27 protein-coding genes are annotated in these 25,663 nt (G+C 44.7%); 23 read left to right on the top strand and 4 right to left on the bottom strand.

Going from position 1 to position 25,663, the window contains the following annotated elements; all coding sequences use genetic code 11:
- Positions 1-57: 57 nt before the first annotated feature.
- The 6 genes from VJ374_RS09775 (at position 58) to nth (ending at position 4,522) form a co-directional block, all read left to right on the top strand.
- A complete protein-coding gene (locus tag VJ374_RS09775; protein ID WP_012370646.1) occupies positions 58-228 on the top strand; it encodes a YpmA family protein in 171 nt (56 codons plus the stop codon).
- Positions 225-692 (top strand): hypothetical protein, encoded by a 468-nt coding sequence (locus tag VJ374_RS09770; protein ID WP_329468752.1) that lies wholly within the window; start codon positions 225-227, stop codon positions 690-692. Before VJ374_RS09775 ends, VJ374_RS09770 begins: the two co-directional genes overlap by 4 nt.
- 14 nt (positions 693-706) lie before the next feature.
- On the top strand, positions 707-1,888 hold the full coding sequence (locus VJ374_RS09765) for a pyridoxal phosphate-dependent aminotransferase (protein ID WP_290774998.1): 1,182 nt from the start codon (positions 707-709) through the stop codon (positions 1,886-1,888).
- 20 nt (positions 1,889-1,908) lie between these two features.
- Positions 1,909-3,207, top strand: a complete 1,299-nt coding sequence (gene asnS, locus VJ374_RS09760; RefSeq protein ID WP_035407248.1) for an asparagine--tRNA ligase — start codon at positions 1,909-1,911, stop codon at positions 3,205-3,207.
- Between the two features lie 75 nt (positions 3,208-3,282).
- Positions 3,283-3,861, top strand: a complete 579-nt coding sequence (locus VJ374_RS09755) for a DnaD domain-containing protein (RefSeq protein ID WP_023468616.1) — start codon at positions 3,283-3,285, stop codon at positions 3,859-3,861.
- Between the two features lie 4 nt (positions 3,862-3,865).
- Entirely contained in the window at positions 3,866-4,522 is a 657-nt protein-coding gene (nth, locus tag VJ374_RS09750; protein WP_329468751.1) for an endonuclease III, read from the top strand.
- A 39-nt stretch (positions 4,523-4,561) separates the two neighbouring features.
- On the opposite strand, the gene VJ374_RS09745 is transcribed toward nth, so the two are convergent.
- Together VJ374_RS09745 and VJ374_RS09740 are read right to left on the bottom strand one after the other, a co-directional pair.
- The gene (locus VJ374_RS09745) at positions 4,562-5,476 is read right to left on the bottom strand and encodes a DUF3800 domain-containing protein (protein ID WP_023468614.1); all 915 of its coding nucleotides are present in this window, start codon (positions 5,474-5,476) and stop codon (positions 4,562-4,564) included.
- Between the two features lie 173 nt (positions 5,477-5,649).
- Positions 5,650-5,952 carry a DUF1798 family protein gene (locus VJ374_RS09740; protein ID WP_035407253.1) on the bottom strand — a complete coding sequence of 101 codons (303 nt, stop codon included), beginning with the start codon at positions 5,950-5,952 and terminating at the stop codon, positions 5,650-5,652.
- A 74-nt stretch (positions 5,953-6,026) separates the two neighbouring features.
- On the opposite strand from VJ374_RS09740, the gene recU reads away from it, so the two are divergent.
- From recU to VJ374_RS09705, 7 genes are all read left to right on the top strand, one after another.
- Positions 6,027-6,653, top strand: coding sequence for a Holliday junction resolvase RecU (recU, locus tag VJ374_RS09735; RefSeq protein ID WP_035409519.1), 627 nt, complete (start codon positions 6,027-6,029; stop codon positions 6,651-6,653).
- 20 nt (positions 6,654-6,673) lie between these two features.
- On the top strand, positions 6,674-9,370 hold the full coding sequence (locus tag VJ374_RS09730; protein ID WP_056062154.1) for a PBP1A family penicillin-binding protein: 2,697 nt from the start codon (positions 6,674-6,676) through the stop codon (positions 9,368-9,370).
- A 97-nt stretch (positions 9,371-9,467) separates the two neighbouring features.
- Positions 9,468-11,732: a DEAD/DEAH box helicase gene (locus tag VJ374_RS09725; RefSeq protein ID WP_035407256.1), complete on the top strand. Its 2,265-nt coding sequence runs from the start codon at positions 9,468-9,470 to the stop codon at positions 11,730-11,732.
- A gap of 17 nt (positions 11,733-11,749) precedes the next feature.
- Positions 11,750-12,934: a ribonuclease H-like domain-containing protein gene (locus tag VJ374_RS09720; protein WP_329468750.1), complete on the top strand. Its 1,185-nt coding sequence runs from the start codon at positions 11,750-11,752 to the stop codon at positions 12,932-12,934.
- A complete protein-coding gene (locus VJ374_RS09715; protein WP_035407264.1) occupies positions 12,931-13,491 on the top strand; it encodes an SLOG family protein in 561 nt (186 codons plus the stop codon). Before VJ374_RS09720 ends, VJ374_RS09715 begins: the two co-directional genes overlap by 4 nt.
- 5 nt (positions 13,492-13,496) lie before the next feature.
- Entirely contained in the window at positions 13,497-13,811 is a 315-nt protein-coding gene (gene gpsB, locus VJ374_RS09710) for a cell division regulator GpsB (RefSeq protein WP_035407267.1), read from the top strand.
- Between the two features lie 128 nt (positions 13,812-13,939).
- Entirely contained in the window at positions 13,940-14,494 is a 555-nt protein-coding gene (locus VJ374_RS09705) for a nuclease-related domain-containing protein (RefSeq protein ID WP_290751162.1), read from the top strand.
- Positions 14,495-14,537: 43 nt separating this feature from the next.
- Here VJ374_RS09705 and VJ374_RS09700 read toward each other — a convergent pair whose 3' ends face one another.
- Together VJ374_RS09700 and VJ374_RS09695 are read right to left on the bottom strand one after the other, a co-directional pair.
- Entirely contained in the window at positions 14,538-14,855 is a 318-nt protein-coding gene (locus VJ374_RS09700; RefSeq protein ID WP_329468747.1) for a hypothetical protein, read from the bottom strand.
- Positions 14,856-14,888: 33 nt separating this feature from the next.
- Entirely contained in the window at positions 14,889-16,463 is a 1,575-nt protein-coding gene (locus tag VJ374_RS09695) for an FAD-dependent monooxygenase (RefSeq protein ID WP_329468745.1), read from the bottom strand.
- 88 nt (positions 16,464-16,551) lie between these two features.
- Between VJ374_RS09695 and yvfG the strand changes: the two genes are divergently transcribed.
- From yvfG to VJ374_RS09645, 10 genes are all read left to right on the top strand, one after another.
- On the top strand, positions 16,552-16,773 hold the full coding sequence (yvfG, locus tag VJ374_RS09690; RefSeq protein WP_329468743.1) for a protein YvfG: 222 nt from the start codon (positions 16,552-16,554) through the stop codon (positions 16,771-16,773).
- Positions 16,770-17,381: an NUDIX hydrolase gene (locus VJ374_RS09685; RefSeq protein WP_058704911.1), complete on the top strand. Its 612-nt coding sequence runs from the start codon at positions 16,770-16,772 to the stop codon at positions 17,379-17,381. Before yvfG ends, VJ374_RS09685 begins: the two co-directional genes overlap by 4 nt.
- A 60-nt stretch (positions 17,382-17,441) precedes the next feature.
- Entirely contained in the window at positions 17,442-17,651 is a 210-nt protein-coding gene (locus VJ374_RS09680; protein ID WP_023468601.1) for a hypothetical protein, read from the top strand.
- A gap of 351 nt (positions 17,652-18,002) precedes the next feature.
- Positions 18,003-18,632: a 3D domain-containing protein gene (locus VJ374_RS09675; protein ID WP_056062140.1), complete on the top strand. Its 630-nt coding sequence runs from the start codon at positions 18,003-18,005 to the stop codon at positions 18,630-18,632.
- A 188-nt stretch (positions 18,633-18,820) separates the two neighbouring features.
- Entirely contained in the window at positions 18,821-19,552 is a 732-nt protein-coding gene (locus VJ374_RS09670) for an ABC transporter ATP-binding protein (protein ID WP_035407287.1), read from the top strand.
- Positions 19,549-21,066: an ABC transporter permease/substrate-binding protein gene (locus VJ374_RS09665; RefSeq protein ID WP_056062137.1), complete on the top strand. Its 1,518-nt coding sequence runs from the start codon at positions 19,549-19,551 to the stop codon at positions 21,064-21,066. The genes VJ374_RS09670 and VJ374_RS09665 overlap by 4 nt, the downstream gene beginning before the upstream one ends.
- Positions 21,063-21,935, top strand: a complete 873-nt coding sequence (locus VJ374_RS09660) for a diacylglycerol/lipid kinase family protein (RefSeq protein WP_035407293.1) — start codon at positions 21,063-21,065, stop codon at positions 21,933-21,935. Before VJ374_RS09665 ends, VJ374_RS09660 begins: the two co-directional genes overlap by 4 nt.
- 174 nt (positions 21,936-22,109) lie before the next feature.
- The gene (locus tag VJ374_RS09655; RefSeq protein ID WP_035407296.1) at positions 22,110-23,453 is read left to right on the top strand and encodes a sodium-dependent transporter; all 1,344 of its coding nucleotides are present in this window, start codon (positions 22,110-22,112) and stop codon (positions 23,451-23,453) included.
- A gap of 254 nt (positions 23,454-23,707) precedes the next feature.
- Positions 23,708-24,451, top strand: a complete 744-nt coding sequence (locus VJ374_RS09650; protein WP_035407298.1) for a 5-bromo-4-chloroindolyl phosphate hydrolysis family protein — start codon at positions 23,708-23,710, stop codon at positions 24,449-24,451.
- Positions 24,438-25,646, top strand: coding sequence for a toxic anion resistance protein (locus VJ374_RS09645; RefSeq protein ID WP_035407301.1), 1,209 nt, complete (start codon positions 24,438-24,440; stop codon positions 25,644-25,646). The genes VJ374_RS09650 and VJ374_RS09645 overlap by 14 nt, the downstream gene beginning before the upstream one ends.
- The last annotated feature ends 17 nt before the right edge of the window (positions 25,647-25,663 follow it).

The following is a 25,663-nucleotide window of genomic DNA, read 5'->3' as shown; positions in this document are numbered from 1 at the left end:
TTCAGATAAACCCTATCGCATTATAATAGATAGAGAAAAATGAGGGAGGACATACAGATGGATTCAAAAATTGAAACACTTGCGACCGTCAAAGTGAACCGCCATGACGATACGTATAAAATCGTCGACTTATTGAACCGGACGCTGAAAACGGAAGATTTAATGTTCGGTCTTGCTCTCGATGAAAAAGACAAGGAGCAGATGGTTTTCACCATCTATCGCACATGAAGTGGAAAGTCACGCTTGGTCTACTGAGTGCACTCCTCATCTTGGCTGTTCTTGGAACAGCTGTTTATCAGGTGACGATCGCTGAGGCAAAAGACCGAGAACAGAGCGTCGCGGAACAAGCAGAGACGCGTCTGAAAAAAGAACTAAAGCCGACAGACGTCCGGTTCGAATCTGTCTTTAGCGGAAAACGCCAATATGTCGTTTTTACGATGAAGCAGAGTGGACAGGCGGTACGGGCGTTTGTTCCGGAAAAAGGAACGATTGAGACACGACCGGTTGCTGATGGTATTGCCATTAAAACGGTCATCGCGGATCATCCGGAACTCGGAGATATCGTGTCTGCTAAATACGGTTTTGAGGACCGTGCTGTCATTGAGATCGTTTCAATGACGAAGACAGGCTATGATTATTCGTATTACACGTATCAAGAAGGTTCTTTCATCAAACGATTACGAATTAAGTAAAGGGAGTGGGCGACATGTTATCGAAACGCGTACGACAATTGACACCATCTACGACTCTAGCCATCACTGCGAAAGCTAAGGCACTACGTGAAGAAGGTCAAGACATCATCGGTTTAGGTGCGGGAGAGCCCGACTTCAATACACCGGAATTCATCATTCAAGCAGCATTCGAGGCAGCAGAAGCAGGCGATACGAAATACACGCCGTCTGGCGGAACGGTTGCCTTGAAGGATGCGATCATTGAAAAAACACGCCGTGACTTATGGATGCCATATGAACGTTCAGAAGTCATGGTCGCTTCTGGCGCAAAGCATGCGCTCTCGACATTGTTCCAAGCGATTCTCGACCCAGGCGATGAAGTCATCGTCCCAGCACCATACTGGGTCAGTTATCCAGAGCAAATTAAACTCAGTGACGGTGTCCCTGTCATTCTCGAGACGGACGAATCGTCTCGCTTCAAAGTGACACGGGAATTGCTCGAGCAACATATCACTCCGAAGACGAAAGCACTTGTCTTGAATTCACCATCGAATCCGACGGGGATGGTTTATTCGAAAGAAGAGCTTGAGATGGTAGCAGATGTTGCAATCAAGCACGATTTACTCGTCATCAGTGACGAGATTTATGAAAAGTTGCTCTATAACGGTGTGACACATATCTCGATCGCGTCCTTACCAGAAATGCGCGAACGGACGGTCATCATCAATGGTGTCTCAAAATCACATGCGATGACAGGCTGGCGGATCGGGTATGCGATTGGACCTAAAGAGATCATCGCAGCGATGACGAACTTAGCGAGCCATTCAACGTCGAATCCGACATCGATTGCGCAAGCAGCATCGGTTGCTGCGTATGCAGAGGGTGATGCACCGGTCGAAGCGATGCGTGTCATCTTTGAAGAACGACTTGAAAAAATCTACGCACGACTCATCGAGATTAAAGGATTGACGTGTCTGAAGCCGGAAGGGGCATTTTACTTGTTCCCACATGCAAAGCAAGCTGCTGAGATGTGTGGATTCGATAATGTCGATGACTGGTGTACAGCTGTTTTATCTGAAGCGAAGGTTGCCTTGATTCCAGGTTCAGGATTTGGTGCACCGGACTATGTCCGCCTATCTTATGCAACGGATCCGGCACGTGTCTTAGAGGCACTCGACCGGATTGAAGGATTCATCACGGCCCATACAGCCGTTTAATAGAGAGAGGATGTTGACTGTTGAAAACAATGATTCGGGATGTAAATAAATATGTAGGAGAAGAAGTGACGATTGGGTGTTGGTTAGCAAACAAACGCTCGAGTGGTAAAATCGCCTTCCTCCAACTTCGGGATGGCTCTGGATTCATGCAGGGTGTCGTCGTTAAAGAAACGGTCGGCGAAGACTTATTTAAACAAGCAAAAGGCTTAACACAGGAATCATCACTTTGGGTAACAGGCGTCATCAAATCAGATGGCGGTCGGACAGCGATCGGTCATGAAATGGAAATTTCAAAAATCGAAGTTATCCATGAAGCGATCGATTATCCGATTACACCAAAAGCACACGGAACGGATTTCTTGATGGATAACCGTCACCTCTGGTTACGTTCAAAGCGTCAGCATGCGGTCATGGTCGTCCGGAATGAATTGATTCGTGCGACGTACGAATTTTTCAACCAAGAAGGATTCATCAAAGTGGATCCGCCAATCTTAACAGGTAGTGCGCCAGAAGGAACAACAGAATTGTTCCATACGAAATATTTCGATGAAGATGCATACCTTTCACAATCTGGTCAGCTCTACATGGAAGCGGCAGCAATGGCACTTGGAAAGGTCTTCTCGTTCGGTCCGACGTTCCGTGCTGAAAAATCAAAAACACGTCGTCACTTGATCGAATTCTGGATGATGGAGCCGGAGATGGCATTCCACGATCACGAGATGAACCTCGAAGTCCAAGAAAATTACGTCTCGCACCTCGTGCAATCGGCACTGAAGAACTGCCGTGCGGAGCTTGAGTTGCTTGGACGTGACTTGACGGTCCTTGAAAACATTAAAGCACCGTTCCCACGCGTCAAGTATACAGAAGCAATCGACATGCTCAAAGAGCAAGGATTCGACGATATCGAATTCGGGGATGATTTTGGTGCACCACATGAGACAGCGATCGCAAACAGCTTTGCGCGCCCTGTCTTCATCACGCATTGGCCAAAAGCAATTAAGCCGTTCTACATGAAAGAAGATCCGGAAAACCCAGATTTCGTTTTATGTGATGATTTGATTGCCCCTGAAGGATACGGGGAAATCGTCGGTGGTTCACAACGTGAAGAAGATCATGACAAACTTCTCGCTGAGATGAAGAAACATGGTCTTGATGAGACGGGTGCCTATAAATGGTATCTTGAAACACGTCAATACGGTTCTGTTCCACACAGTGGCTTCGGTCTTGGTTTAGAGCGGACAGTTGCTTGGATTACAGGCGTCGAGCACGTTCGGGAAACGATTCCGTTCCCACGTCTGCTGAACCGCCTCTATCCATAAGCAGTAAGGAAAAACATCGACCCATCGTCTCGACGGGTCGATTTCTTGTTTAGACTAGAGAATCGAGGAATTACGATGAATCATAATTTAGTGCAATTATTCGAGGAAGGGACGGTCGTCTTACCAAAACGATTGTTCACAGAGGCGAAACGATTAGGTATCAGTTTTGTCGAGTTCACGTTAATTGGTCAACTGTTTGCCTGTCGGGCGGAAGGCATGGAGATGCCGTCTCCGGAAGAGTTAAGTAATCGACTTGGACTATCAGAGACGGAAACGATCGAGACTACACTCGGTTTATTACAAAAAGGATTACTAGCGATGGAGAATGTCAACGGATCAGAACGTTATTCGCTTGTTCCACTTTACGAAAAACTGATGGCACCACCGGAACAGGAAGCACCGAACTTTGATACAATCAACCCGTCTGTCTTCCAACAGTTCGAACGGGAACTGGGCATGATGTCCCCATTTCAGATGGAGCAAATCATTCAGTGGTTGACGATCGAAAATATTTCGGAAGAGCTCGTGCTCGCTGCACTTCGAGAAGCGGTCTATCATAACGTTCGCAAGATGACTTATATCAATCAAATTTTACGAACATGGGAACGCGAAGGCATCAAGACACTTGAGGATCTTGCCGGGCGAGGAGGCTGAGTAGATGTTACGGAAAGCAGAAATCGATCGGATTGAAGCGACGTTAGAAGAGATGTTTCCGGATGCATTTTGCGAGTTGATTCACCGCAATCCGTTTGAACTGGTCGTCGCGGTCGCACTGAGTGCGCAAGCGACCGACGTACTCGTTAATCAGGTGACGCCTGGATTATTTGCTGCTTATCCGGATCCTGCTTCACTTGCTGCGGCACCGATTGAGGAAATCGAGGACAAGATCAAACGACTTGGATTATACCGGAATAAAGCAAAAAACATCAAGGCACTGGCAGCACAACTTCTTGCGCAACACGACGGTGAAGTCCCGACGGAACGAGCCGGACTTGAAGCATTACCTGGTGTCGGGCGTAAAACGGCGAACGTCGTCTTGTCTGTCGCCTTCGATGTCCCGGCATTTGCGGTTGATACACATGTCGAGCGCGTCTCGAAACGTCTCGGAATCTGTCGGTGGAAGGATAATGTCACACAGGTTGAAGCGACACTCATGCGCCGTTTCAAACGAGAACGTTGGTCAAAACTCCATCATCAATTCATCTTCTTTGGACGTTATCACTGTAAGGCACAACGTCCGAACTGTGAAGCTTGTCCGTTACTCGACATGTGTCGAGAAGGGAAAAAGCGGACAAAAGGATTAGCGACACCATAAAAAAAGTGGATCCCTATCGGATCCACTTTTTTTGAGTCATCAACCATTCCAAGGGGTATCGGACCATTCACGACGCTTTTTCGTGATTGGTACTTTTTTGAAACCCCAGTTTCGGAAATCTTGGTCCGGGCTATCGCGGCGAATGTAAATTTTATCTTTGATGGCTTTAAAAATCCGGTTTTCGTCCCCATAATGGACAAACCGTGGTTTTACCTCGATGACACCACGACGGACGCGGGACAAAGGTAAGCAGACCAAATCGGCAATCTCAAGACCAGATTGGTAGAGGTCGCTGTCTTTTTCAGCAAAGATGAAGCCCTTGATTTTTTGACGGCTTTTTTCAACGTCGAGATGGACCGTTCCTGAATTGAAGATATCGAAGAATGCCTTTTGAATCAGCAAGTTCTGATAATCATCACGACTTTCAAGCACAACACGTGCACTCGTCGCTTCTGTCTCATCAAGGAAGGAATAGAACGATTTCATCAGATGAGCGAAGGCAACGACATACGGATCCTTCGGTGTCGAGAAGAAGTCTTGCAGCTTCTGTTTATCGACTTCGACACTGACGATCGTACAATCGATATCGACTAAAAATTCCGGTAAGGCAATCCAGAAGTGACGCAACATATCGATCGTGATCCCGTCTTCTTTTCCATATGGATGTTCGGCTTTTAAAATTTCTTTGAGATGAAGCGGAATATGTGGATCCTCAAAGACTTTTGCCTTGAAATCCATCAAACGTTGACGAAGCGGACTCGGTTCGCCCGTCTCATCCGAATCGATGGCATATTTATATTCCATCAAGACACCTGTTAGATTGAATTGTGTATTCCCCTTAGGTGTTCCTGTCTCGTCAACGAACATGATGTATTTCTTCGGGGCAGGGGTTGAGTTCTTAGGAAATCCTTTGACATCAACGCCTTTGACGTTCGATTGTACCCGTTTGTTCAAATGAATCTCCTCCAATTGCACGATAATTACACAGTCTTTAAGAAAGAAATGCTCTTGATGCCACTTTACACGCTAGGCGACTGAAAAGCTATAGCCTGGCAAGTGAAACCGGTGAAACATTCCCTTATAGATTAGGTGTTCGACTCAAGGAAGATAATTCCTGTTTTTAATTATTATTCTTCGCCATTCATCAATCGATCGATATAGCGGACGGATTTAATCGTTTCATTGAAACGTTTCAGACTCGTCTTCGGCTGAAAGGCTTGGACAGAAATCTGCTTCAGTTGATCCACAGCACTTTCGACCATACTCGGACGTAAGTAAGGACTATCTTGGGCATTCATTTGCCACTGCGCAATCAGTTGATCTGCTCGTTCGACGAACGGTACGACGTCTCGATTGAAGTCATATTCGGTTCCGGCACGTCCTTCTTGATATATACGTTCAATCTCTTGTAATAACGGTTCAATTGTCATTGGTTTTTAACTACTCCTCTCGGCCGATACGGTACAATCACATATCATGGTACAATAAACGCGATAGGAGGGGAATCGTTTTGAATTACCCGAATGGGAAAAAATTTCAAAAGCCACTCGAGTCGCACGGAACCCGAATCAAGAAGGCACGATCAACCGATTCAACCTTTTCAAATCGTGGGATGACGCTCGAAAAATTATTGAATGAAAGTAATACGTTTTATCTGACTCATAATCGGGCAATCATTCACAAGAAACCCACTCCGTTACAAATCGTTCAAGTGGATTATCCGAAACGGTCGGCAGCGGTCGTTAAGGAAGCCTACTTCAAGCAACCATCGACGACTGATTATAATGGCGTGTACCGTGGAAAATACATTGATTTCGAAGCGAAGGAGACGACGAATAAAACGTCCTTCCCGATAAAAAATTTTCACCCCCATCAAATCGCACACATGCGTCAATGTGTCGAACATGGAGGAATTTGTTTTGTCATCATTCGATTCAGTCTGTATAATGTGCAATATGTGCTTTCAGTCGAGCACGTGTTCCCCTGGTGGGATCAACTCGAAAGCGGACGGAAATCCATTCCGCTGACGATCATCGAACAAGACGGTATCAAAGTCGAGACTGGCGCGTACCCTGCTATCGATTATTTAAAGGCAGTGGACGAACTATATTTCAATTCAGACACTTTTTGATTGAAGGAGAAGGATAGCATATGGAAAGAAGTCGTGTCGCACGTCGTGAAGAGACGAAGTCATCTGAAAAAAAGATGAAACGGACGAAACGTCCCCAAAAGAAAAAATCAGGTGGAGGATCCGGTGGTAAAGGTCCACTCTGGAAAAAGTTATTGTTGATTGCTACCGGATTATTTATCTTGATGATGTTGATCGGAGGCGGATTTGCGGCTTATGCGATTGCTACGGCACCTGAGCTTGATGAAGCAGAGCTTCGTGATGCTTTACCGTTAAAGATTTATGCAAGTAATAAAGAGGAAATCACAAAAGGTGGAACGAGCCGAGAATATGTGTCGATCGATGAAGTACCAGAAGTCGTTAAGGACGCATTCATCTCGATCGAGGACCGTCGTTTTTATCAGCATAACGGGATTGATTTCCGCCGTCTCGGAGGTGCCATCATCGCGAACGTCACCGATGGATTTGGTTCTGAAGGCGCTTCGACGATTACGCAACAGGTCGTCAAACAATCATTCCTCAGTTTTGATAAAACAATCACACGGAAAGTCCAAGAGCAATGGCTTGCGATCCGCTTAGAGCAGGATTATACGAAAGATCAGATTTTAGAGATGTACTTGAATAAAAACTACTATGGTCAAAACTCATTTGGCATCCAGACCGCTTCAAAAGCCTATTTCAATAAATCAGTTGATAAGTTGAATTATGCGGAAGCTGCAATGCTCGCGGGATTACCGCAACGTCCGACAGCTTATGATCCAATCAAAGGATCTCCGAAGCTAACGAAATGGCGTCAGACGCAAGTCCTCAATGCGATGCAAACGACAGGCGTCATTACAAAAGCGCAACGAGATAAAGCGGTTAAACAACCAATTTCGAAATTAATCAATCCGGCGCCGAAGTCAACGAAGGATGAATCATATGATAGTGTCATCTTCGACATGGTATCAAAAGAGTTAGAAGATGATTTTGGTCTAGAAGGAAAAGATATCTATGGTCAAGGGTTAAAGATCTATACGTCGATTGATAAGCCGATGCATGACTATATGAACGAAGCGATCAAAAAAGATCAAATCGTTCAATTACCGGAATATGCTGAAACGGCTGCTACGGCAATTAATACGCAAACCGGAGAAATTCTTGCAGTCGTCGATGGTAAAAATCCAGGTAAAGGAACAGCGCGACGAAACTATGCAAATGAACCCCATCAACCGGGATCATCCGCAAAACCATTCTTCGCATACGGCCCGGCCATCGAAAATGACAAATGGTCGACTGCGAAACAATTGACGGATAAGCCGACAGAAGTCAACGGAAAAGAGATTGGAAACTATTATGATGGATATCGTGGTACGAATACGATTCGTCATTGGTTGAAAATCTCGGCTAACACACCTGCCATTCAGACGTTCCAAGAAATTGGTGGGGATGCAGTCGAAGCATTCGCTGAAAAGTCTGGCTTGAAAATGAAAGACGATGAGTCGATTTCACCAGCTTATGCAATTGGTGGGATGAAGCATGGTTTTAATACGACTCAGATGGCAGGAGCTTATGCAACACTGGGTAATGGGGGCGATTATATCAAACCACACGTCATTAAATCGATTGAGTACAGTGACGGATCTAAAATCAAGTCACCAATCAAATCGAAAAAGGCGATGGAAGACTACACAGCTTATATGTTGACGGATATGCTTCGTGATGTCTTGAAACCAGGCGGTACGTTCCCAAGTGCTGGGTTGTCGTTTGATGCAGCCGGTAAGACAGGGACAACTAATGCTTATAAAGATGTCTGGTTTGCAGGATATACATCTGATGTCTCGATCAGTGTCTGGACAGGAACAACAAAATCAGGAAACAACAATGGATCCGGACTCAGTGGTCCATATAACAGTACGATGGCACAGCAAATCTGGAAAGATTTCATCACGAAAACACGCGATCGAACGCCAGCGCCATTTGAACAACCAAGTTCTGTCCTCAGTATCGGAAACGAATTATACGTGAAAGGGACGAAGGAACCTGTCGTTGAAAAAAAGACAGTACCCGCTCCGACTGGATTACAAGCATCTTACGATGAAGACAAAAAGAGCGGTGAACTGACTTGGAACTACAATGACGCTGCGCTTCGTGCCAATGGGTATGATAATGTATCGTTTGAAGTAAAGATGACAGATGCTGATGGTAAATCATCGACAGTCGGAACGAGTACGACGAATCGAATCAGTATCAGTGGATTAAAGCCAGGTCGCTCGATATTCCAAGTTGTAGCGAAAGCGTCAGGAGAAAAATCGGGACCAGTCTCGACGACGGTAACGGTCACCGATCCTGAAGAAGAAAAACCGTCAACGGACGAGCCAACGACGGATGAACCAACGACGGATGAACCGTCAACGGACGAGCCAACGACGGACGAACCGTCAACGGACGAACCGTCAACGGACGAACCGTCAACGGACGAACCGTCAACGGACGAGCCAACGACGGACGAGCCGACGACGGACGAGCCAACAACGGACGAGCCAACGACGGACGAACCGTCAACGGACGAGCCAACGACAGACGAACCAACGACGGATGAACCGTCAACAGATACACCGAATTCAAATGATGGTGCGAATGCACAAAACAATTCGAACGGTTCAACGGAACGAAACAACTCGAATGATAATGGAAATAATGGTCGTGGAAACGACGCTACGAATTCTACAACACCATAAGCACGACTTGTAAAGAAAGACAAGACCAAAGACGAGTAGATCGTTCTTTGGTCTTGCTTCTTTTTTTGTATAATGAAAAGTGGAAGGAAGTGAAGGCATGCAAGCGAAACAAACGCTCGTTGCATTTCTTGAAGAATTGAAACAGGACCGTTCATTCATGGAGCGGATTACGTATATGAAAACGATGGAAGCGACAGCGGGACGCTATGTCGATTTTCCAGAACAGTTACCGGAACGCTTGCGCCAAGCCCTCCGGACACGTGGCATCACTCAGTTATACCGTCACCAAGGATTGGCGTATGAACGCGTACAAGCAGGCGAGTCGACGGTCATCGTCACACCAACCGCCTCGGGAAAGACCTATTGTTTTAATTTACCGGTCTTATCACACTTGCTCGAACATCCAAATGCACGAGCGTTGTATCTGTACCCGACAAAAGCGCTGGCACAAGATCAAAATAGTGAGTTACTTGAACTGATCGATCAATTAGAGGCTCCAATCCGTTGTTTCACATACGACGGAGATACGTCACCGACGATTCGAACAAAAGTACGAAAAGCCGGGAACATCGTCATTACGAATCCAGATATGCTACATTCCGGAATCTTACCACATCATACAAAATGGATCGAACTATTTGAGAACTTAAAATATATCGTCATCGATGAGCTTCATACGTATCGCGGTGTCTTTGGCAGTCATGTCGCGAATGTCATTCGTCGCTTACGACGGATTTGTCGGTATTATGGCAGTAATCCCGTCTTCATCATGACAAGTGCAACGATTGCAAATCCAAAGGAACTAGCCGAACGATTAACGGAGAAAACAGTCGGACTAATTGATGAGAATGGTGCGCCGACAGGACGTAAACATTTTCTCGTCTATCAACCACCGATCGTCAACGCACAACTCGGTATTCGACGCTCGGCGACACTTGAGACAAAACAATTAGCGATGCGCTTCATCAAGAACAAGTTTCAGACAATCGTCTTTGCACGGTCTCGCGTCCGCGTCGAAGTCTTACTGACGTATCTGAGAAGTATCTATCCGCACGAGCTTGGTCCTCGATCCATCGAAGGGTATCGAGGTGGTTATTTACCAAGTGAACGTCGCGATATCGAACGACGGTTACGCCAAGGAGAAATCACAGGTATCGTCTCGACAAATGCTCTTGAACTCGGTGTCGACATCGGTCAACTGCAAGTGTGTATCATGAACGGCTATCCGGGTACGATTGCTTCACTTTGGCAACAAGCAGGACGAGCGGGGCGTCGGCAAGATGATGCACTAATCATTCTTGTCGCCTCATCTGGTATGCTCGATCAATATGTTGCAGAACGACCAGAGTTATTCTTGAATCAATCCCCGGAAGCAGCGCGACTTGATCCAGATAATTTGATCATTGCCGTCGATCACGTCAAATGTGCGGCGTTTGAACTGCCTTTTACGAAAGGCGAATCATTTGGAACGCTTGAGACGGAAGACATCCTCGCGTACTTAGTCGAAGAGCGTGTCCTGCACGAGCGAGGCGATCGTTTTTATTGGATGAATGACGCGTTTCCAGCACACGGGATATCGCTACGGTCCAGTGATCAAGAGAATGTCATCATCGTCGATCAGACCGAGGTACCGAATCGAGTCATCGGCGAGATGGATACCTTTAGTGCAATGACGTTGTTACATGACGAGGCCATTTATTTGCATGGGGCCGATCAATACCAAGTCGAGTACTTGGATTTTGAGGAGAAAAAAGCATTCGTCCGTGCAGTAGACGTTGATTATTATACAGATGCTAATTTTTCAGTCGACCTTTCCGTTCTCGAAGAAGATGAACAGTATGCAGAGGGAGAATACAGTGTTGCGCGTGGAGATGTCAGTGTTCGGGGGATGGCGACGATGTTCAAGAAGATCAAGTTCGGAACACATGAGAACATCGGGTCTGGTCCGATTCACTTACCAGAACGAGAGATTCATACGACAGGTGTCTGGTTCACCTTACCCGATCATGCACGCTCCTCGACGGAGCTTGAACAAGTGTTGGAAGGTGTCGCGAATAGTTTACGACGTGTTGCTCCGCTTTATTTGATGTGTGACGCTAGTGATGTCTTCGTCGTGCCGCAAGTCAAGGCGACACACACGCAGCAACCGACCGTCTATCTATATGATCGTTATCCTGGAGGCGTTGGTCTCGCGGAATCAATCTACAAACAACGCGGTGTCATGCTACGCGCAGCGCGTGATTCGATTGTCACATGTCCTTGCCAGGACGGTTGTCCTGCTTGTATCGGCATGGTCGGCGTAGCAGACGAGAAAGAACGAACGATTCAGTTGTTAGCAGAAATGGAGAAGGAATTATCATGAAAAATCGTCTTAGACGAATGCTGAAATCTACATCAGACGTCTCATCGGAGAATATAGAGCCTTCTGTCCTCGAAGTGGAAACGCTAAAGCCAACAAGCGGATGGACTGAAGAGCAACAAGCCTGGATTGATCGTGGGGCGGATATCTTAACATTCGAACAAGAGTGGATTGTCAGGGTCGACAAACGCTATGCTCTGACGGACCGGCATGGAGACCGGAGTTTTGCCGAAGTGTATGAGTCTTTACAGCTTCCTCATCCACCACTTGCGCTGGATGTCCCACTTGAGCAGGTCATCTTCTTTGATACGGAGACGACAGGATTGCGGGGAGCCGGAACGACGATTTTTTTACTCGGGTTTGCGCGCTTTGAGCAGGGAGGATTGTTGATGCGACAATATTTCTTACCGCATCCGCACTTTGAGGCTGCCTTTTACCATCACTTCCTGCATGATATCGGGGATGATGTCCGATTCGTGACCTATAATGGAAAAAGCTTTGATTGGCCGCAAATCAAGACACGACACGTTTTCGTTCGGGAACGTGTTCCACGATTACCGAAAGTCGGTCATCTTGATTTACTCCATGTTGCGCGGCGCATTTTTAAAGGAATGTATGACTCGTATCGATTGACAGCGATGGAAGAGCGGATTGGATTCGAGCGGGAAGGTGACCTACCTGGTTTTTTGGCACCAATGCATTATTTCCAATATGTCGAACATCAGCAACCGGAAATCATGACGGGCGTCTTACAACATCATCTAGATGACTGTTTAACGCTCGTTGGACTGTATGATGCGTGTAACCGTCTTGTCACGCATCGGGCGGAAGCACCTTCTCCTATTCAAGAGAACATCGCGATTTGGTTAGCGGATCTTGGAATCCATGAAGGATCCCATGCTCATTTTCAGCAGGTTAAAGAATTATCAGCAGAAGGATGGCTACGCCAAGGGTATTTGCATAAAAAAATGAAGAACCATGAACAAGCTAGAGACTGCTTTTTAAAAAGCGATAGTTACTTGGGGTATCTCGAACTTGCGAAGTGGGCAGAGCACATTGCAAAAAATCCTGTGCTTGCTTATGATTATACGGAACGAGCACGACAACACGTCGAACGGCATCATTGGTTAATCACTAAAAAAGAACGAATATTAGCTGAACTGGATCATCGAGAACGTCGGTTAAAAAGGAAGTGTAACTCGTGAAAGTAGTCGCCATCACAGGATACAAACCAAATGAACTAGGCATCTTTGATCAAAAACACCCGGGTATCCGGGTCTTAAAGGCAGCATACCGAGAGCGGATGATTCGCTTGATTGAAGACCGTGGAACAGAGTGGTTCATTACGAATGCCTCGCCTGGATGCGAAATCTGGGCATGCGAGGTCGTTCTTGAATTAAAAGAAGAGTATCCAGATATTCATCTTGGTATCCTCTTGCCGTTTTTAGAACAGGAAGCGCGCTGGAAAGAACCAGTCCAAGCACAGTATCTTTCGATTCTTGAACAAGCTGACTTTGTCGAAGCAATCAGTCAGAAACCGTATACGGATCCATCGCAGTTGCGTAATAAAACTGAATTCATGATCCAAAAAAGCCAAGGATTGTTGTCGGTTTTTGATGAAGAGCATGGAGGATCAGCGAAATTTTTAGTAGAGCGTGCTAGAATGGAAATGGAACAATCCGATTATCAGTTATTTTTGATTACACAAGATGATTTATCTTGGCTCGAACAAGAATTACAATACAATGATCAGTGGGAGTGAAGAGGATGTATAAGCCATTGTTGACAGCGGACGATATTTACAAAAAGGAATTCAAGACCGGCCTCCGTGGCTATGTCATCGAGGATGTCGATGGATACTTGGATCAAATCATTAAAGACTATGAAGGATTCGAACGTGAAATCGAGCGTCTGAAGAAAGAGAATGAGGCGTTGAAACAAGCACCGGCTCAACCAGAAAAACGGGAAGAGCGTCGTGTCGAACACGTTGAACCGCAAGTGTCGAGCTCGTCCAATTATGACATGTTACGTCGTATTTCGAATCTTGAGAAGGCGGTTTTCGGTCGCCCTCATCAAGACTAATGAAAAAAGACATTTCTGCCAATCGTCAGAAATGTCTTTTTTGATTTTCTTCTTTTTGAAAGAATCGTCATGTATACGAAAACGGTGTTAAGATAACTACTAATACATATTACAAAGGATGATGAATCATGTTACAAGTCATGACTGCTTCTGTTCCGGCACCACCACGCCGTCGCTTTTTTGCAAGTAAGCAAGTGAATACGATGACGCATGAAACAGATGCGCTCTGCAATGAAATCCGTCATGTATGTCGTTTTGATTGGATGTTATTTGAACGTATACGTCTAACTGAAACGATTATCATTCCCTTTGCTTTGATTGGTCCAAAAGGGTTGTTTCTTGTGTTGCAAAACGATGCAGTCGTAGAATGGATGACGGAAGAATCCTGTCATGTCAGCGATCCTATGCATGGGAAAAAGGTGTTTTCACCCCATCCGATTAATCAATCGAAACGAATTGTCCAAATGGTTCGAAAAACGCTAAAAAAACAAGGGATCGTCATACCGATTCATGGCATCACACTTTTTCCGAATGCACCACAGATGCGGACGGAACGAATTAAATTTCCGACGGGTCATACATTCAAAGATGTGCGAGCGTTCATTGTTTCAAAGAAATCCTCTCCTGTTCAAGAGCAAGAACGAAAACAAGTCGCGTTTTATCTCGCGCAGCAACAGGAATGAATAAAGGCAGTGAAGCGAACGCTTCACTGCCTTTCATTTAAATTTATCGTCTTGGTCGAGACGCAAGGATGTTCTCGGCTTGATCCAGGTCTTCTTTTAAGACATACACCGCTACGCGATCGTCTAAATCTTTACTGAAGCGTCGGAATAAAAACGAAGTCTTGACGCCGCGTTCGACTCGAATGTCTAGATCAGCTGCCTCAAGTCGAGCAGCATCCTTCAATAAATCTTCTCCTTTTTCACCGAATGCTTCTCCGAGAAGCGACCATCGAAGATTTTTCTTCGCTCGTCTACTGACGATGACAAGAAATGCCACAATCAGAAGAATGATCAAAATCGTTCGAATCAGTTGTATATCCATATCTGCCTTCACCTCATCTTCTATCATACCGAGTTAGCGCGCATAAAGTAAACGTTCAACATAACGGGCGAACGATTTACTTTTTAAACCTTGCTGGCGATACGCGATATAACCGTCAGGGCGAATCAAATATAGTCCGGATTGCTTAATGCCGAAGCGTCGTGCGAGTTCGCCACCTTGATCGACGACGCCATCCTCTTTAAGGGATTGATGGATGGGTACTGTCTCAAATAGATCTGGATAGGTATAGGCGAGTTCCTTAAATGGCTCAAGAAGATCGTCAGTTGCGTTTTTTGGTAAGAACAACAGTAATAAGAAATTTCGATCCGCGCGACGTAACAAGAGTTCATTTTTTTTCGTCCGCGGATTTACGACTTCACTGTAGGGCATCGGTTCACCCGGCTTAGGTGTCAATGGACTGAAGTGTCCTTGCGTGACAAAGGTCAGGCTTGCTGGGTAGTGACTGTTGAGTTGAGCAATTCGATTCGTCACGAAATGATGTAAGGGTGCGATCTTGAGACTATTTCGAATGACTTTTTCTTGTAGAGGCAACAAAAAAGGAATGTTGATTTGCAAGAGTTCGGTTGCTAAATTCGTTGATCGTAAGATACCTTGTGCCGCTTCGCGGCGTTCGACACTGTAAGAATCAAGCAACGGAAAACTCGCTTTGAACTGATGCACACACCAAAGTTTCCAAGCAAGGTTCATCGCATCAGCAATCCCTGTATTCATTCCTTGACCACCGACAGGGGAATTGATGTGTGCCGCATCCCCAATCAAATAAATTCGATGGTGACCAAATTTCTCGATAATTCGATTATGGACACGGAACATGGAGTACCAATGGACTTTTTTTAGCTCGAACGGTACTTTGGCTCGATTTTGTAAAAAATCATCAATCGCTTTATGATCAGTCGGAACAGGTCCGCTCGTTAGGTTGCCCGTAATGCGGAATAAATTCGACTGAAGTGGGAAAGACTCGATGACCCCATGATCAGAGAAGAAAATGTGGACCTCTTCGGAAGAGAGCGGCCAGTCGACTTCGATATCGGCCAATGCCCACGACTCTTTGAACGATTTTCCGCTAAATGGAAGTCCAAGTTCTCGACGAACAAAGCTATTCGCGCCATCAGCTCCGATGATAAAGGAAGCATCTACCGTCTCTGTCTCTCCTTTATGTTGTAAGGTAGCAGTAACGAACGTTGGAAATTGAGCGAATCCTGTTAATTCCGTCTCTCGTTCAACGGTATGTCCGTAAGTGGCGAGTCGTGCTTCGAGAATCCGTTCCGTCTCACTTTGAGGCAAGAGCGTAACAAACGGAAAAGGTGTATTTAAATCAGTAAAATCAAGCTTTGCCTGCCATGCACCATTAACATAGAGGTTTCCTTGATTGATTTTAATCGCATTTTCCATTAAATCTTCTGCCACGCCAAGTCTTGCGAACAATTCAAGGGAACGTGCTTGAATGCCGATGGCTTTGGAGACGACAGATGGTCCACTTGCACGTTCGACGATGCGGAAGGATAATCCATAGCGCGAGAGTGCGAGTGCGAGTGTTAAACCGGTTGGTCCGGCACCAATAATGAGGACATCTAATTTTTTATTCACGGATAACCCCCCTTAATTTACATCTTAGCCAAAACTCGTTACCATTAAACTATTGATGACACGCTCGACGTGTGAAAGGATGAAACTTGTGAACGAACAACTTTTTACGACAGAACGATTGATTGTGAATTTTAAGGAATATATCCGTCAGAACGAGGCTCATCTGACAAAGCGCAATGCTTTAAACGCCTACTACAAGACGGTAGCGGGATCGATTTTATCGGACCGGATCGCTAAAAATGCGGATCTGATCGTTCGTATGCGCCATCTTGAAGAAGCGTATCATCATGTTGCACAAGAAGGGCGATGAAGCAGGTGAACTTAGCCGATATCCGAAAACACTATGTAGATTCAGAAGAACGTTTACCTCGACATGCAGCAGCCGTACTCGTTCCTTTGGTTGAACAGGATGGCGAAGTCTATCTGTTATTTCAAGTACGAGCCAAAACCCTACGTTCGCAACCAGGCGAAATCGCTTTTCCAGGTGGTCGGATCGATGGCGGTGAATTACCGAAAGCAGCAGCCATCCGTGAAACGGTTGAAGAATTAAATGTCAGTGCTTCCGAGATTGAAGTGATTGGAACGCTCGAACCACTCGTGACACCGAACCGGTCAATTATTTATCCGTATCTTGGTATTCTACATGCAACGGATTTTAATCCTTCACCGGCAGAAGTCGATCATGTCTTTCTCGTATCCTTGACAGAATTGATGACTTCTAAACCAATCAAAGGGGACATGGAGTGGCGGATACGCCCTGGTAAGGAAGTGCCGACCGAACGAATGGCGAATCGAGAAGCATATCTCGATCGTACGTATACAGTCACGGAGCATTTCTATGAGCACGGGGATTATCTAATTTGGGGATTAACCGCTAAAATCTTGCGCCAGTTCTTAGCTCAATTGACGCGTGACTAGCTTTTTTGGTCGTTATTTTATATGATTAACTGTAATTGAACGTGTCAGGAGATGAGTCAAATGGAAGAAACAGAAGAGTTATTCGATTATATCGTTGGTGATATGGTAAAAACAAAAGAAGGCTGGGTTGCGGAAGTAACAGCTGTATTGACAAATACGGTCGTCGGTGATGTATCCCATACGAAAAACTTTGAGGCACTCGGCTTAGAATTTGAAAAACAAGTCTTGTTAAAGTCAGAGATCGAATTGTTAGAACGTAAAACAAAATAATACATGAAAGCATACCAAGCTACTATGGTGTGCTTTTTTTATGTTCATTCAAAAAAATGAATAATAATGAAATATGATATTGGCTGGAGTGTTGTTAGGTCAATCGAAATGACTGAAAACATCGAAAAGATACATTTATTACAAAAGAGTAACAAAAGATAAATCGTAACAGAACGGTTACAAAATATAAAAACGTTGCTATACAACGAATGAGAGCGTTTTTTGTAAGCGTGTAACCATTTCGTTACTTTTTGACAGATATATTTCAAATCATGGTGTTCGCTTTTCAAACGGTTTGTCGCCGTGATACGTTGTGCGGGTCGTAAAACGGCGAGAAAGGTTGGCACCAACATGAAACGAACATCATTCCTATTATCCCTCTGTTTAGCGGGATTCATATTTATTCTTTTGCCGCATCATGAAGCTTCAGCGGCACAAATCGGGATTGGAACAGAGAAGACGATCGTACAAAATCCGTTAGAGATGAAACGTCAAGCTGCTCAAAAAAAGCGGGAACAAGCTGAGGCAAAAAAGCGAGCTCGATTACAAGCCGTAGCCAAACAAAAAGCAGAAGCGGAGCAGAAAGCAAATGCAAATGCTAAAAAGAGAGCTAGACAAGCTGCGAAGCAAAGCCAGAAGCAAGTGAAGACGGATCGTTCATCAAAACGTACGGTAACATTTGAAACGACAGCGTATACGACAAATCCAGAAAACAATGGAAGCCGCTTGTATAATGGTCGTGCCTTAACGGCATCAGGTTATGACGTCACGAATACGATTACATATGAAGGTCGTCGGATCGTGGCTGTTGATCCATCTATCGTGCCGCTTGGAACAAAAGTTCATGTAGAAGGTTTTGGTGACGCAATCGCACTCGATACAGGTGGTGCGATTCGTGGAAGAATCATGGACCTTCTAGTAGGATCAAAACAAGAAGCACTAGAATGGGGACGCCGCCAAGTGACGGTAACGTTCGAATAAATGAATATCGAGACTAGACGATGGGTAAACTCCATCGTCTTTTTTTGTGTTAGTAAAGATGAATCAGTATTCGGTTGTAAAACAAATTGTTTAGGAAACGAGAGATCAATTGGTCAAAATAGGTTTTAGAATACGAGAGAAAGGGGAATTTTACAAAGATAATAAACAGGGGAAACGAGGGATGAGGAGTGATTGAGTTCAAAGATGTCGGCAAAACGTATGCGGATGGAACAAAAGCGGTGCAACACGTTAACTTCACCGTTGATCAGGGTGAGATTTTTTGTTTGATTGGTCCATCGGGTTGCGGAAAAACAACAACGATGAAGATGGTCAATCGATTGATCGATCACACAGAGGGTCAAATTTGGATCGACGGTGAGCCGATCATGTCAATCAACGAACATGAATTGCGGCGGCGAATCGGTTACGTCTTACAACAGATTGCCCTCTTTCCACATATGACGATCGAAGAAAATGTCAGTGTCGTGCCAGAATTATTAAAGTGGGACAAAGAAAAGGTGGCGCGTCGAGTCGATGAATTATTCCGTCTGACAGGTTTAAACACATCGCTTAAGAAGAAATATCCGAGTGAACTTTCGGGGGGGCAACAACAACGTGTCGGTGTCATGCGTGCGCTCGCAGCAGAGCAAGACGTCATCTTGATGGATGAACCTTTCTCCGCCCTTGATCCAATTTCACGTGAACAATTACAAAATGATTTGTTGCATCTAAACGAAGAGCTTGGAAAAACAATTTTATTCGTTACGCACGATATGAACGAGGCATTAAAACTGGGCAGTCGCATTTGTCTGATGAATGCTGGGGAGATTGCTTTCATCGGAACAAAGGAAGAAGTACTAGCGAGTAATGATCCATTTGTTCAAGAGTTCATGCGTCAAGTCAGGGGGAAAGTCGAATGAACGGCTTGATTGAAACGTATCAAGATCGGAAAAGTGAATTGCTTCAAGCGTTAATTGAGCATATTCAACTATCGGTCATTTCGTTACTTATCGCATGTATCATCGCCATTCCGCTTGGGATCTACTTATCACGGAATAAACGTCTGAGTGAGTGGTCGATTGGTGTGACTTCCGTCATTCAAACGATTCCATCATTAGCGCTACTTGGTCTGATGATTCCACTTGTCGGAATTGGTACAGTCCCGTCTATCATTGCACTTGTTCTCTATTCTTTATTACCAATCGTTCGAAACACATATACAGGTCTCGCCGAAGTCGATCCTTCAATCAAAGAGGCGGCACGCGCATGTGGGATGACCCCGATGCAAAGTCTATGGAAAGTCGAACTTCCGTTAGCTTTGCCTGTCATGATGGCCGGAATTCGAACGGCGATGGTATTGATCATTGGTACGGCAACGATTGCTGCTTTGATCGGTGCTGGTGGACTAGGGTCGATCATTCTCCTTGGAATTGACCGTAATGATAACTATCTCCTTTTGCTTGGTGCGATTCCAGCAGCTCTCCTTGCTCTTCTATTTGACGGTTTACTACGCCAAACGGAAGTCGCAACTCGTAAGCGGCAGACGGCACGTCTCGTGACAGCAGTCGTCTTAATGGTCGCAATCGTCATCGCACCTTTCGCATTCGGACGTAGCGAACGACCAGATCTCGTCGTTGCCGGAAAACTGGGCGTGGAACCGGAAATCTTAATGAATATGTATAAAATCGTCATCGAAGATGAAACGGATTTAAAGGTTCAAGTCAAACCAAACTTCGGGAAGACGACATTCGTTTATAAAGCACTCGAGTCAGGAGACATTGATGCTTATCCAGAATTCACAGGAACGGTGCTCGCTAGTTTGACGAATGAAAAACCAAAATCAAACGATGCAAAAGAAGTATACGAACAGGCGAAAACCGGTCTGAAAAAACAAGATTTGACCTTATTGCCACCAATGAACTATAACAACACCTATGCTGTAGCCGTTCCGAAGAAATTAGCGGAACGCTACGATTTAAAGACGATTTCTGATTTAAAACAGGTCGCGAATCAACTGACGGCTGGATTTACATTAGAATTCAAGGATCGCCAAGATGGTTATAAAGGAATCCAAGATAAATATGATGTCAATTTCAATAAGGTCGTCACGATGGAACCGAAATTGCGTTATAAAGCGATTGAATCTGGTGAAATCGATGTCATTGATGCGTACTCGACCGATCCAGAGATTGCGAAATACGACATGCTTGTTCTAAAAGACGATCAGCAATTATTCCCACCGTACGAAGGAGCACCTTTACTTCGTCAAGAGACAATCGATGAGTATCCAGAGGTAAAACAAGCGCTTGAGCAATTATCGGGTAAGATTTCCGATGAAGAGATGTCGAAAATGAACGAAGCTGTCGCGTATGGTGGAAAAACTGCAAATGCGGTCGCCCGCGATTACTTGAAGAAGGAAGGCATCATCCAATGAAACTATTACTGATCAGTAACCCGACAGCCGGTACGAATGGTACAGGATTACTTGGAGAAGTCATCGAACCGTTAAGTACGTTGTTCGACGAGATCGTCATTCGAAATACAAAACAAGCAGGAGATGCGATGCATTTTGCGGAAGAATCATCCGCGTTTGACGCTGTCGTCGTCATCGGTGGAGATGGGACGGTATTTGAGACGATCAATGGTGTAGCGAAATTAGAAAATCGCCCGATACTCGGCATTATTCCTGGAGGTACGTGTAATGATTTCGCACGAACACTTGGCTTACCGATGGCGCCACGGCTTGCAGCAGAAGCAATTGCTATGCAACATGTCGTTCAAGTCGACCTCGGGCAAGTCGGAGATAGCTATTTCTTGAACTTTCTCGGTGTCGGTCTCGTCGCCGAAGCATCGATTGGGATCGATACAGAAGAAAAAGCGCGTCTTGGGAAGATGGGGTATTATTTATCGACGATTCGCTCGAGTTTAGAAGCAAAACCATTTGAATATGAATTAATTTTAGATGAAGGTCGTCATATGACAGGTGAAGCAGTATTGATTCTGGCAGCAAATGGAGAATCACTGGGTGGAATCGAGACGAATTTGTCGGATGGAGCTTATAATGATGGAAAACTAGATTTGGTAATTGTTGATGAGGTAAATCTGACGACAATCCGGGACGTCATCCTTCAAAAAATTGGTCTCGCCAATGATCCATCTTTTACCCATATCTTGACGAGCGGATTTCAATTAAAAACAAAAGAAGCAAAAGTCATTGATACAGATGGTGAAAAAGCCATCCATACGCCAATTACCGTCAAAGTGTTACCGGAATATCTTCGAATGTATGGTGGCACTGATTAATACAAATTGAGTCGAGAGAAGGTCGAGATAATATTCGACCTTCTTTTTTTATTTTCATGCAATGCGTATATGCGGTTATGCTTTGACGCTTTAAAGAAAATATTTGATAAAGGATGACTTTCATGATTTCTTTCTGTACAATGAAAAAGTATTTTGAAAAGGAGGTGGAGCACCATGAAAGGAAACGCATGGGCTTCAAAAGTTGGATTTATTTTAGCAGCAGCGGGATCCGCCATTGGTCTGGGGGCCATTTGGAAATTCCCGTATACGACTGGAACAAACGGAGGGGGCGCCTTTTTACTTTTATTCCTCGTGTTTACCTTGCTACTTGGATTGCCTGTCTTGATTGCTGAGTTTTTAATCGGTCGAACGAGTGGGAAAACGGCACTTCAAGCGTTCTCGGCGCTTGGTCATAAGAAGTTCACGTTCATTGGTGTCCTGGGTGTCATCGCCTGTTTCTTGTTGCTCTCTTTCTACAGCGTCATCGGAGGCTGGGTCTTAATTTATACCATTCTTGGTTTTACAGGTCGGTTAACGACAATGGATAGTGGAGCACTCGGTGAATTGTTCGGAACGATTTCAGCCTCACCGCTTTATGTCATCTCGGGGCAATTGATTTTCCTCGCTCTGACATGTTGGATCGTTTTACGTGGTGTTCAATCTGGTATTGAAAAAATGAGTAAGATCATGATGCCATTATTATTCGTGTGTTTCATCATTCTTGTCTTACGATCGTTAACGCTTGATGGTGCGATGGAAGGCGTCAAGTTTTTCGTTCAGCCTGATTTCTCGGTGCTCAACCGAACTTCTGTCCTGAGTGCCCTTGGGCAAGCGTTCTTTTCCTTATCGCTCGGTGTATCAGCGATGCTGACGTATGCATCCTATATGAAGGAACGTGGAGAAATTAACCGTTCGGCAGCATGGATTGTTGCGATGAATGTAGCCGTCTCATTATTAGCAGGATTTGCGATTTTCCCAGCCGTTTTTGCTTCAGGTCTTGACCCGGCAGAAGGTCCAGCGTTACTCTTTATCGTCTTGCCGACCGTCTTCAGCCAAATTCAATTTGGTTCGTTGTTCTTGATACTGTTCTTCTTGTTGTTCGCTTTCGCGTCGATCACTTCATCGATTGCGATGCTTGAGGTCGTCGTTGCTTCCTTGACGGATCGAAAAGAAAACGCGACGATGCGCGATAAAAAGCGGACGACTTGGCTTGCGACACTCGCAATCGCCATCGTCGGGATTCCATCTGCACTCTCGTTTGGAATTCTAGGTGATGCACAATTCATGGGGAAAACATTCTTTGACAGTGTTGATTTCCTCGTCTCAAACATTCTAATGCCGATTGGTGCTTTATTGATTTCAATTTTTGCCGGTTACAAACTCGACCGAACTCTTATCGAGCAGGAGCTAGTAACAAGTCCATTCATGAAAAAAATCGTTCCTGTGTGGCGGGTAAGCGTATGCTACTTGAGTCCGATTGCGATTTTGATTATTCTCATCTGGCCAATTTTTGGATGATATATAAATAAAACTCTCGGAAGGTAGTCGACAACGTGTGTCGACTACCTTCTTTATCGTAAGAGTTGATATAAAAAAAGGCGAACAGTTCGTTCTTCGGTCTGATGTCATTACTGCAAAAGTATGTTGAAATATAAATATACGAGGCGTAACATTTCGGGAAAACGGGAAACTTTTTGTTAAACGTTACGTAATGTTAAAATAAAGACACGTAGACCTGATAAAAGAATCAGCAAGAAGGAAGAGGGGATGATATGAAGTCTTCATGGTGGATATTTGGCTCCATCGGTATGATGTTCGTATTTTTACAATTGGCTGATACGTTCAACTTTTCGGGAATCTTCATCGCACTTGGGTTATGGTTCATTTGGAGTGGTTACCGGACTAAACCAGGACGACGATATCGGACTGAACGAAAATCGACCGAAATCAAGCGGAAAAATGTCAAAAAGAAACTACTACTCGATGACGAAGATGAGTTTGTGGGCAGTGTCATCTTAAAACCCGAGCGGGCGACACGACGCTTTGAGGAGACGGATGATTTAGAACTTCAAGTCTTGCAACGGACGATTGAGGAAGGATTTGTAAAAATCCAGACGTATGATCAAATCGTTCCCTCCATACGAGATGGTGAAATTAGAAGTGAGATGCGAATGGTTTCACGCGAAGCCCATGTATTGTTCGAAGAGTTATATGAAAGTCCACGAGACGTCAAAAAAGTCCGAGACTTCTTTACATTCTACCTAGATTCCTTATTATCGATTTCAGAAAAATACGCCGATCTGGAACGCCGAGGTGCCCAAGTTCAAGTTGATACGAAAAATCAACTGATTTCGAATTTGAAAATGATTGGTCAAAAATTAAAACAACAACAAACCTTATTGCTCGAAGGGGATACCGTTGATTTAGAACGGGAACTCTTGACGATTGAAAAGGTTCTAGCACAAGAGACCGAACAACAAAAACAGGAGGAGAGTTACCGACATGACCCATTCTGATAAAGAAACGTGGCAACAATGGCCTGATGAGCAAGATCAACCAACGATCTCTGATCCGTCGGTCGATCTAAATATAGCGGAGACACCTCCTAAAATGCCGGCACGCCCTGTCGAAGAGATGATTCCTTCGGATGTTCCAGCAGAACAACGACAAAAGATCGAACGTTTGCTGCAAGTAATCGATCTTCAAAAGACGGATGCCGTCATGCAATTTGGAGCACCCGTCCAGCGTGAACTCTCTCAATTCTCCGATCAAGTCTTAAGTGAAGTAAAAATGAAGGACGGCGGGGAGGCAGGAAAACTGCTGAGTGATTTAATGCAACGTGTACGTCAAATGGATCCAGACACACTTCAAGAAAAAAAGAGTTTCTGGTCGAACGTTCCGGTTATTGGGCGAGCAAAGAAAAAAGCAGAAACGTATTTCTTGCAGTATGAGAAAATGAGTGCTTATCTCGAAGAAGTCGTACACAATCTTGATCGATCGAAATTTGGATTGATGAAAGACATCACTTTACTCGACCAAATGTATCAAAAAAATAAACGTTATTTTGAAGAATTGAACGTCTATATTGCGGCTGGCGAGACGAAAATCGCTCATGTGCGTCAGCATGAAATCGAACCGCTACGGACAGAAGTCGAGATATCTCGGGATCAGACGAAGTTACAGGAATTAAATGACTTGATTCAATTGACGGACCGTTTCGAAAAGAAAATCCATGATTTAAAATTATCACGAACGATCAGTTTGCAAATGGCGCCGCAAATTCGCGTCATTCAACAAAACAACCAAATATTAGCGGAAAAAATCGAATCGGCAGTCGTCAATACGATTCCGCTCTGGAAGAACCAAGTCGTCTTATCCTTAAGTTTATCACGTCAAAAAGCAGCACTCGAAATGCAAAAGGATGTCACCAACACGACGAATCAGCTACTTGAGCAAAATTCGAAGTTACTGAAAGAATCGTCGATTGAAATTGCGGAAGAAAACGAAAAAGGAATCGTTTCTGTCGAATCATTAAAAGTGGCACACCAAAACTTGATTGAGACACTTGATGAGACATTACGCATTCAACAAGAAGGAAAACAAAAACGTCGCGACGCTGAGCATGAATTAGAACGAATGGAAAACGAATTGAAACAAAAAGTCATCGAAGTTGCCTCGAAAAGTAGAGAATTACCGAATCGACCATACTAAGGAACACGAATTTTCGT

The sequence above is a fragment of the Exiguobacterium sp. 9-2 genome (assembly GCF_036287235.1).
Lineage (GTDB): Bacteria > Bacillota > Bacilli > Exiguobacteriales > Exiguobacteriaceae > Exiguobacterium_A.
This window is presented reverse-complemented; position numbering and strand designations above follow the sequence as displayed.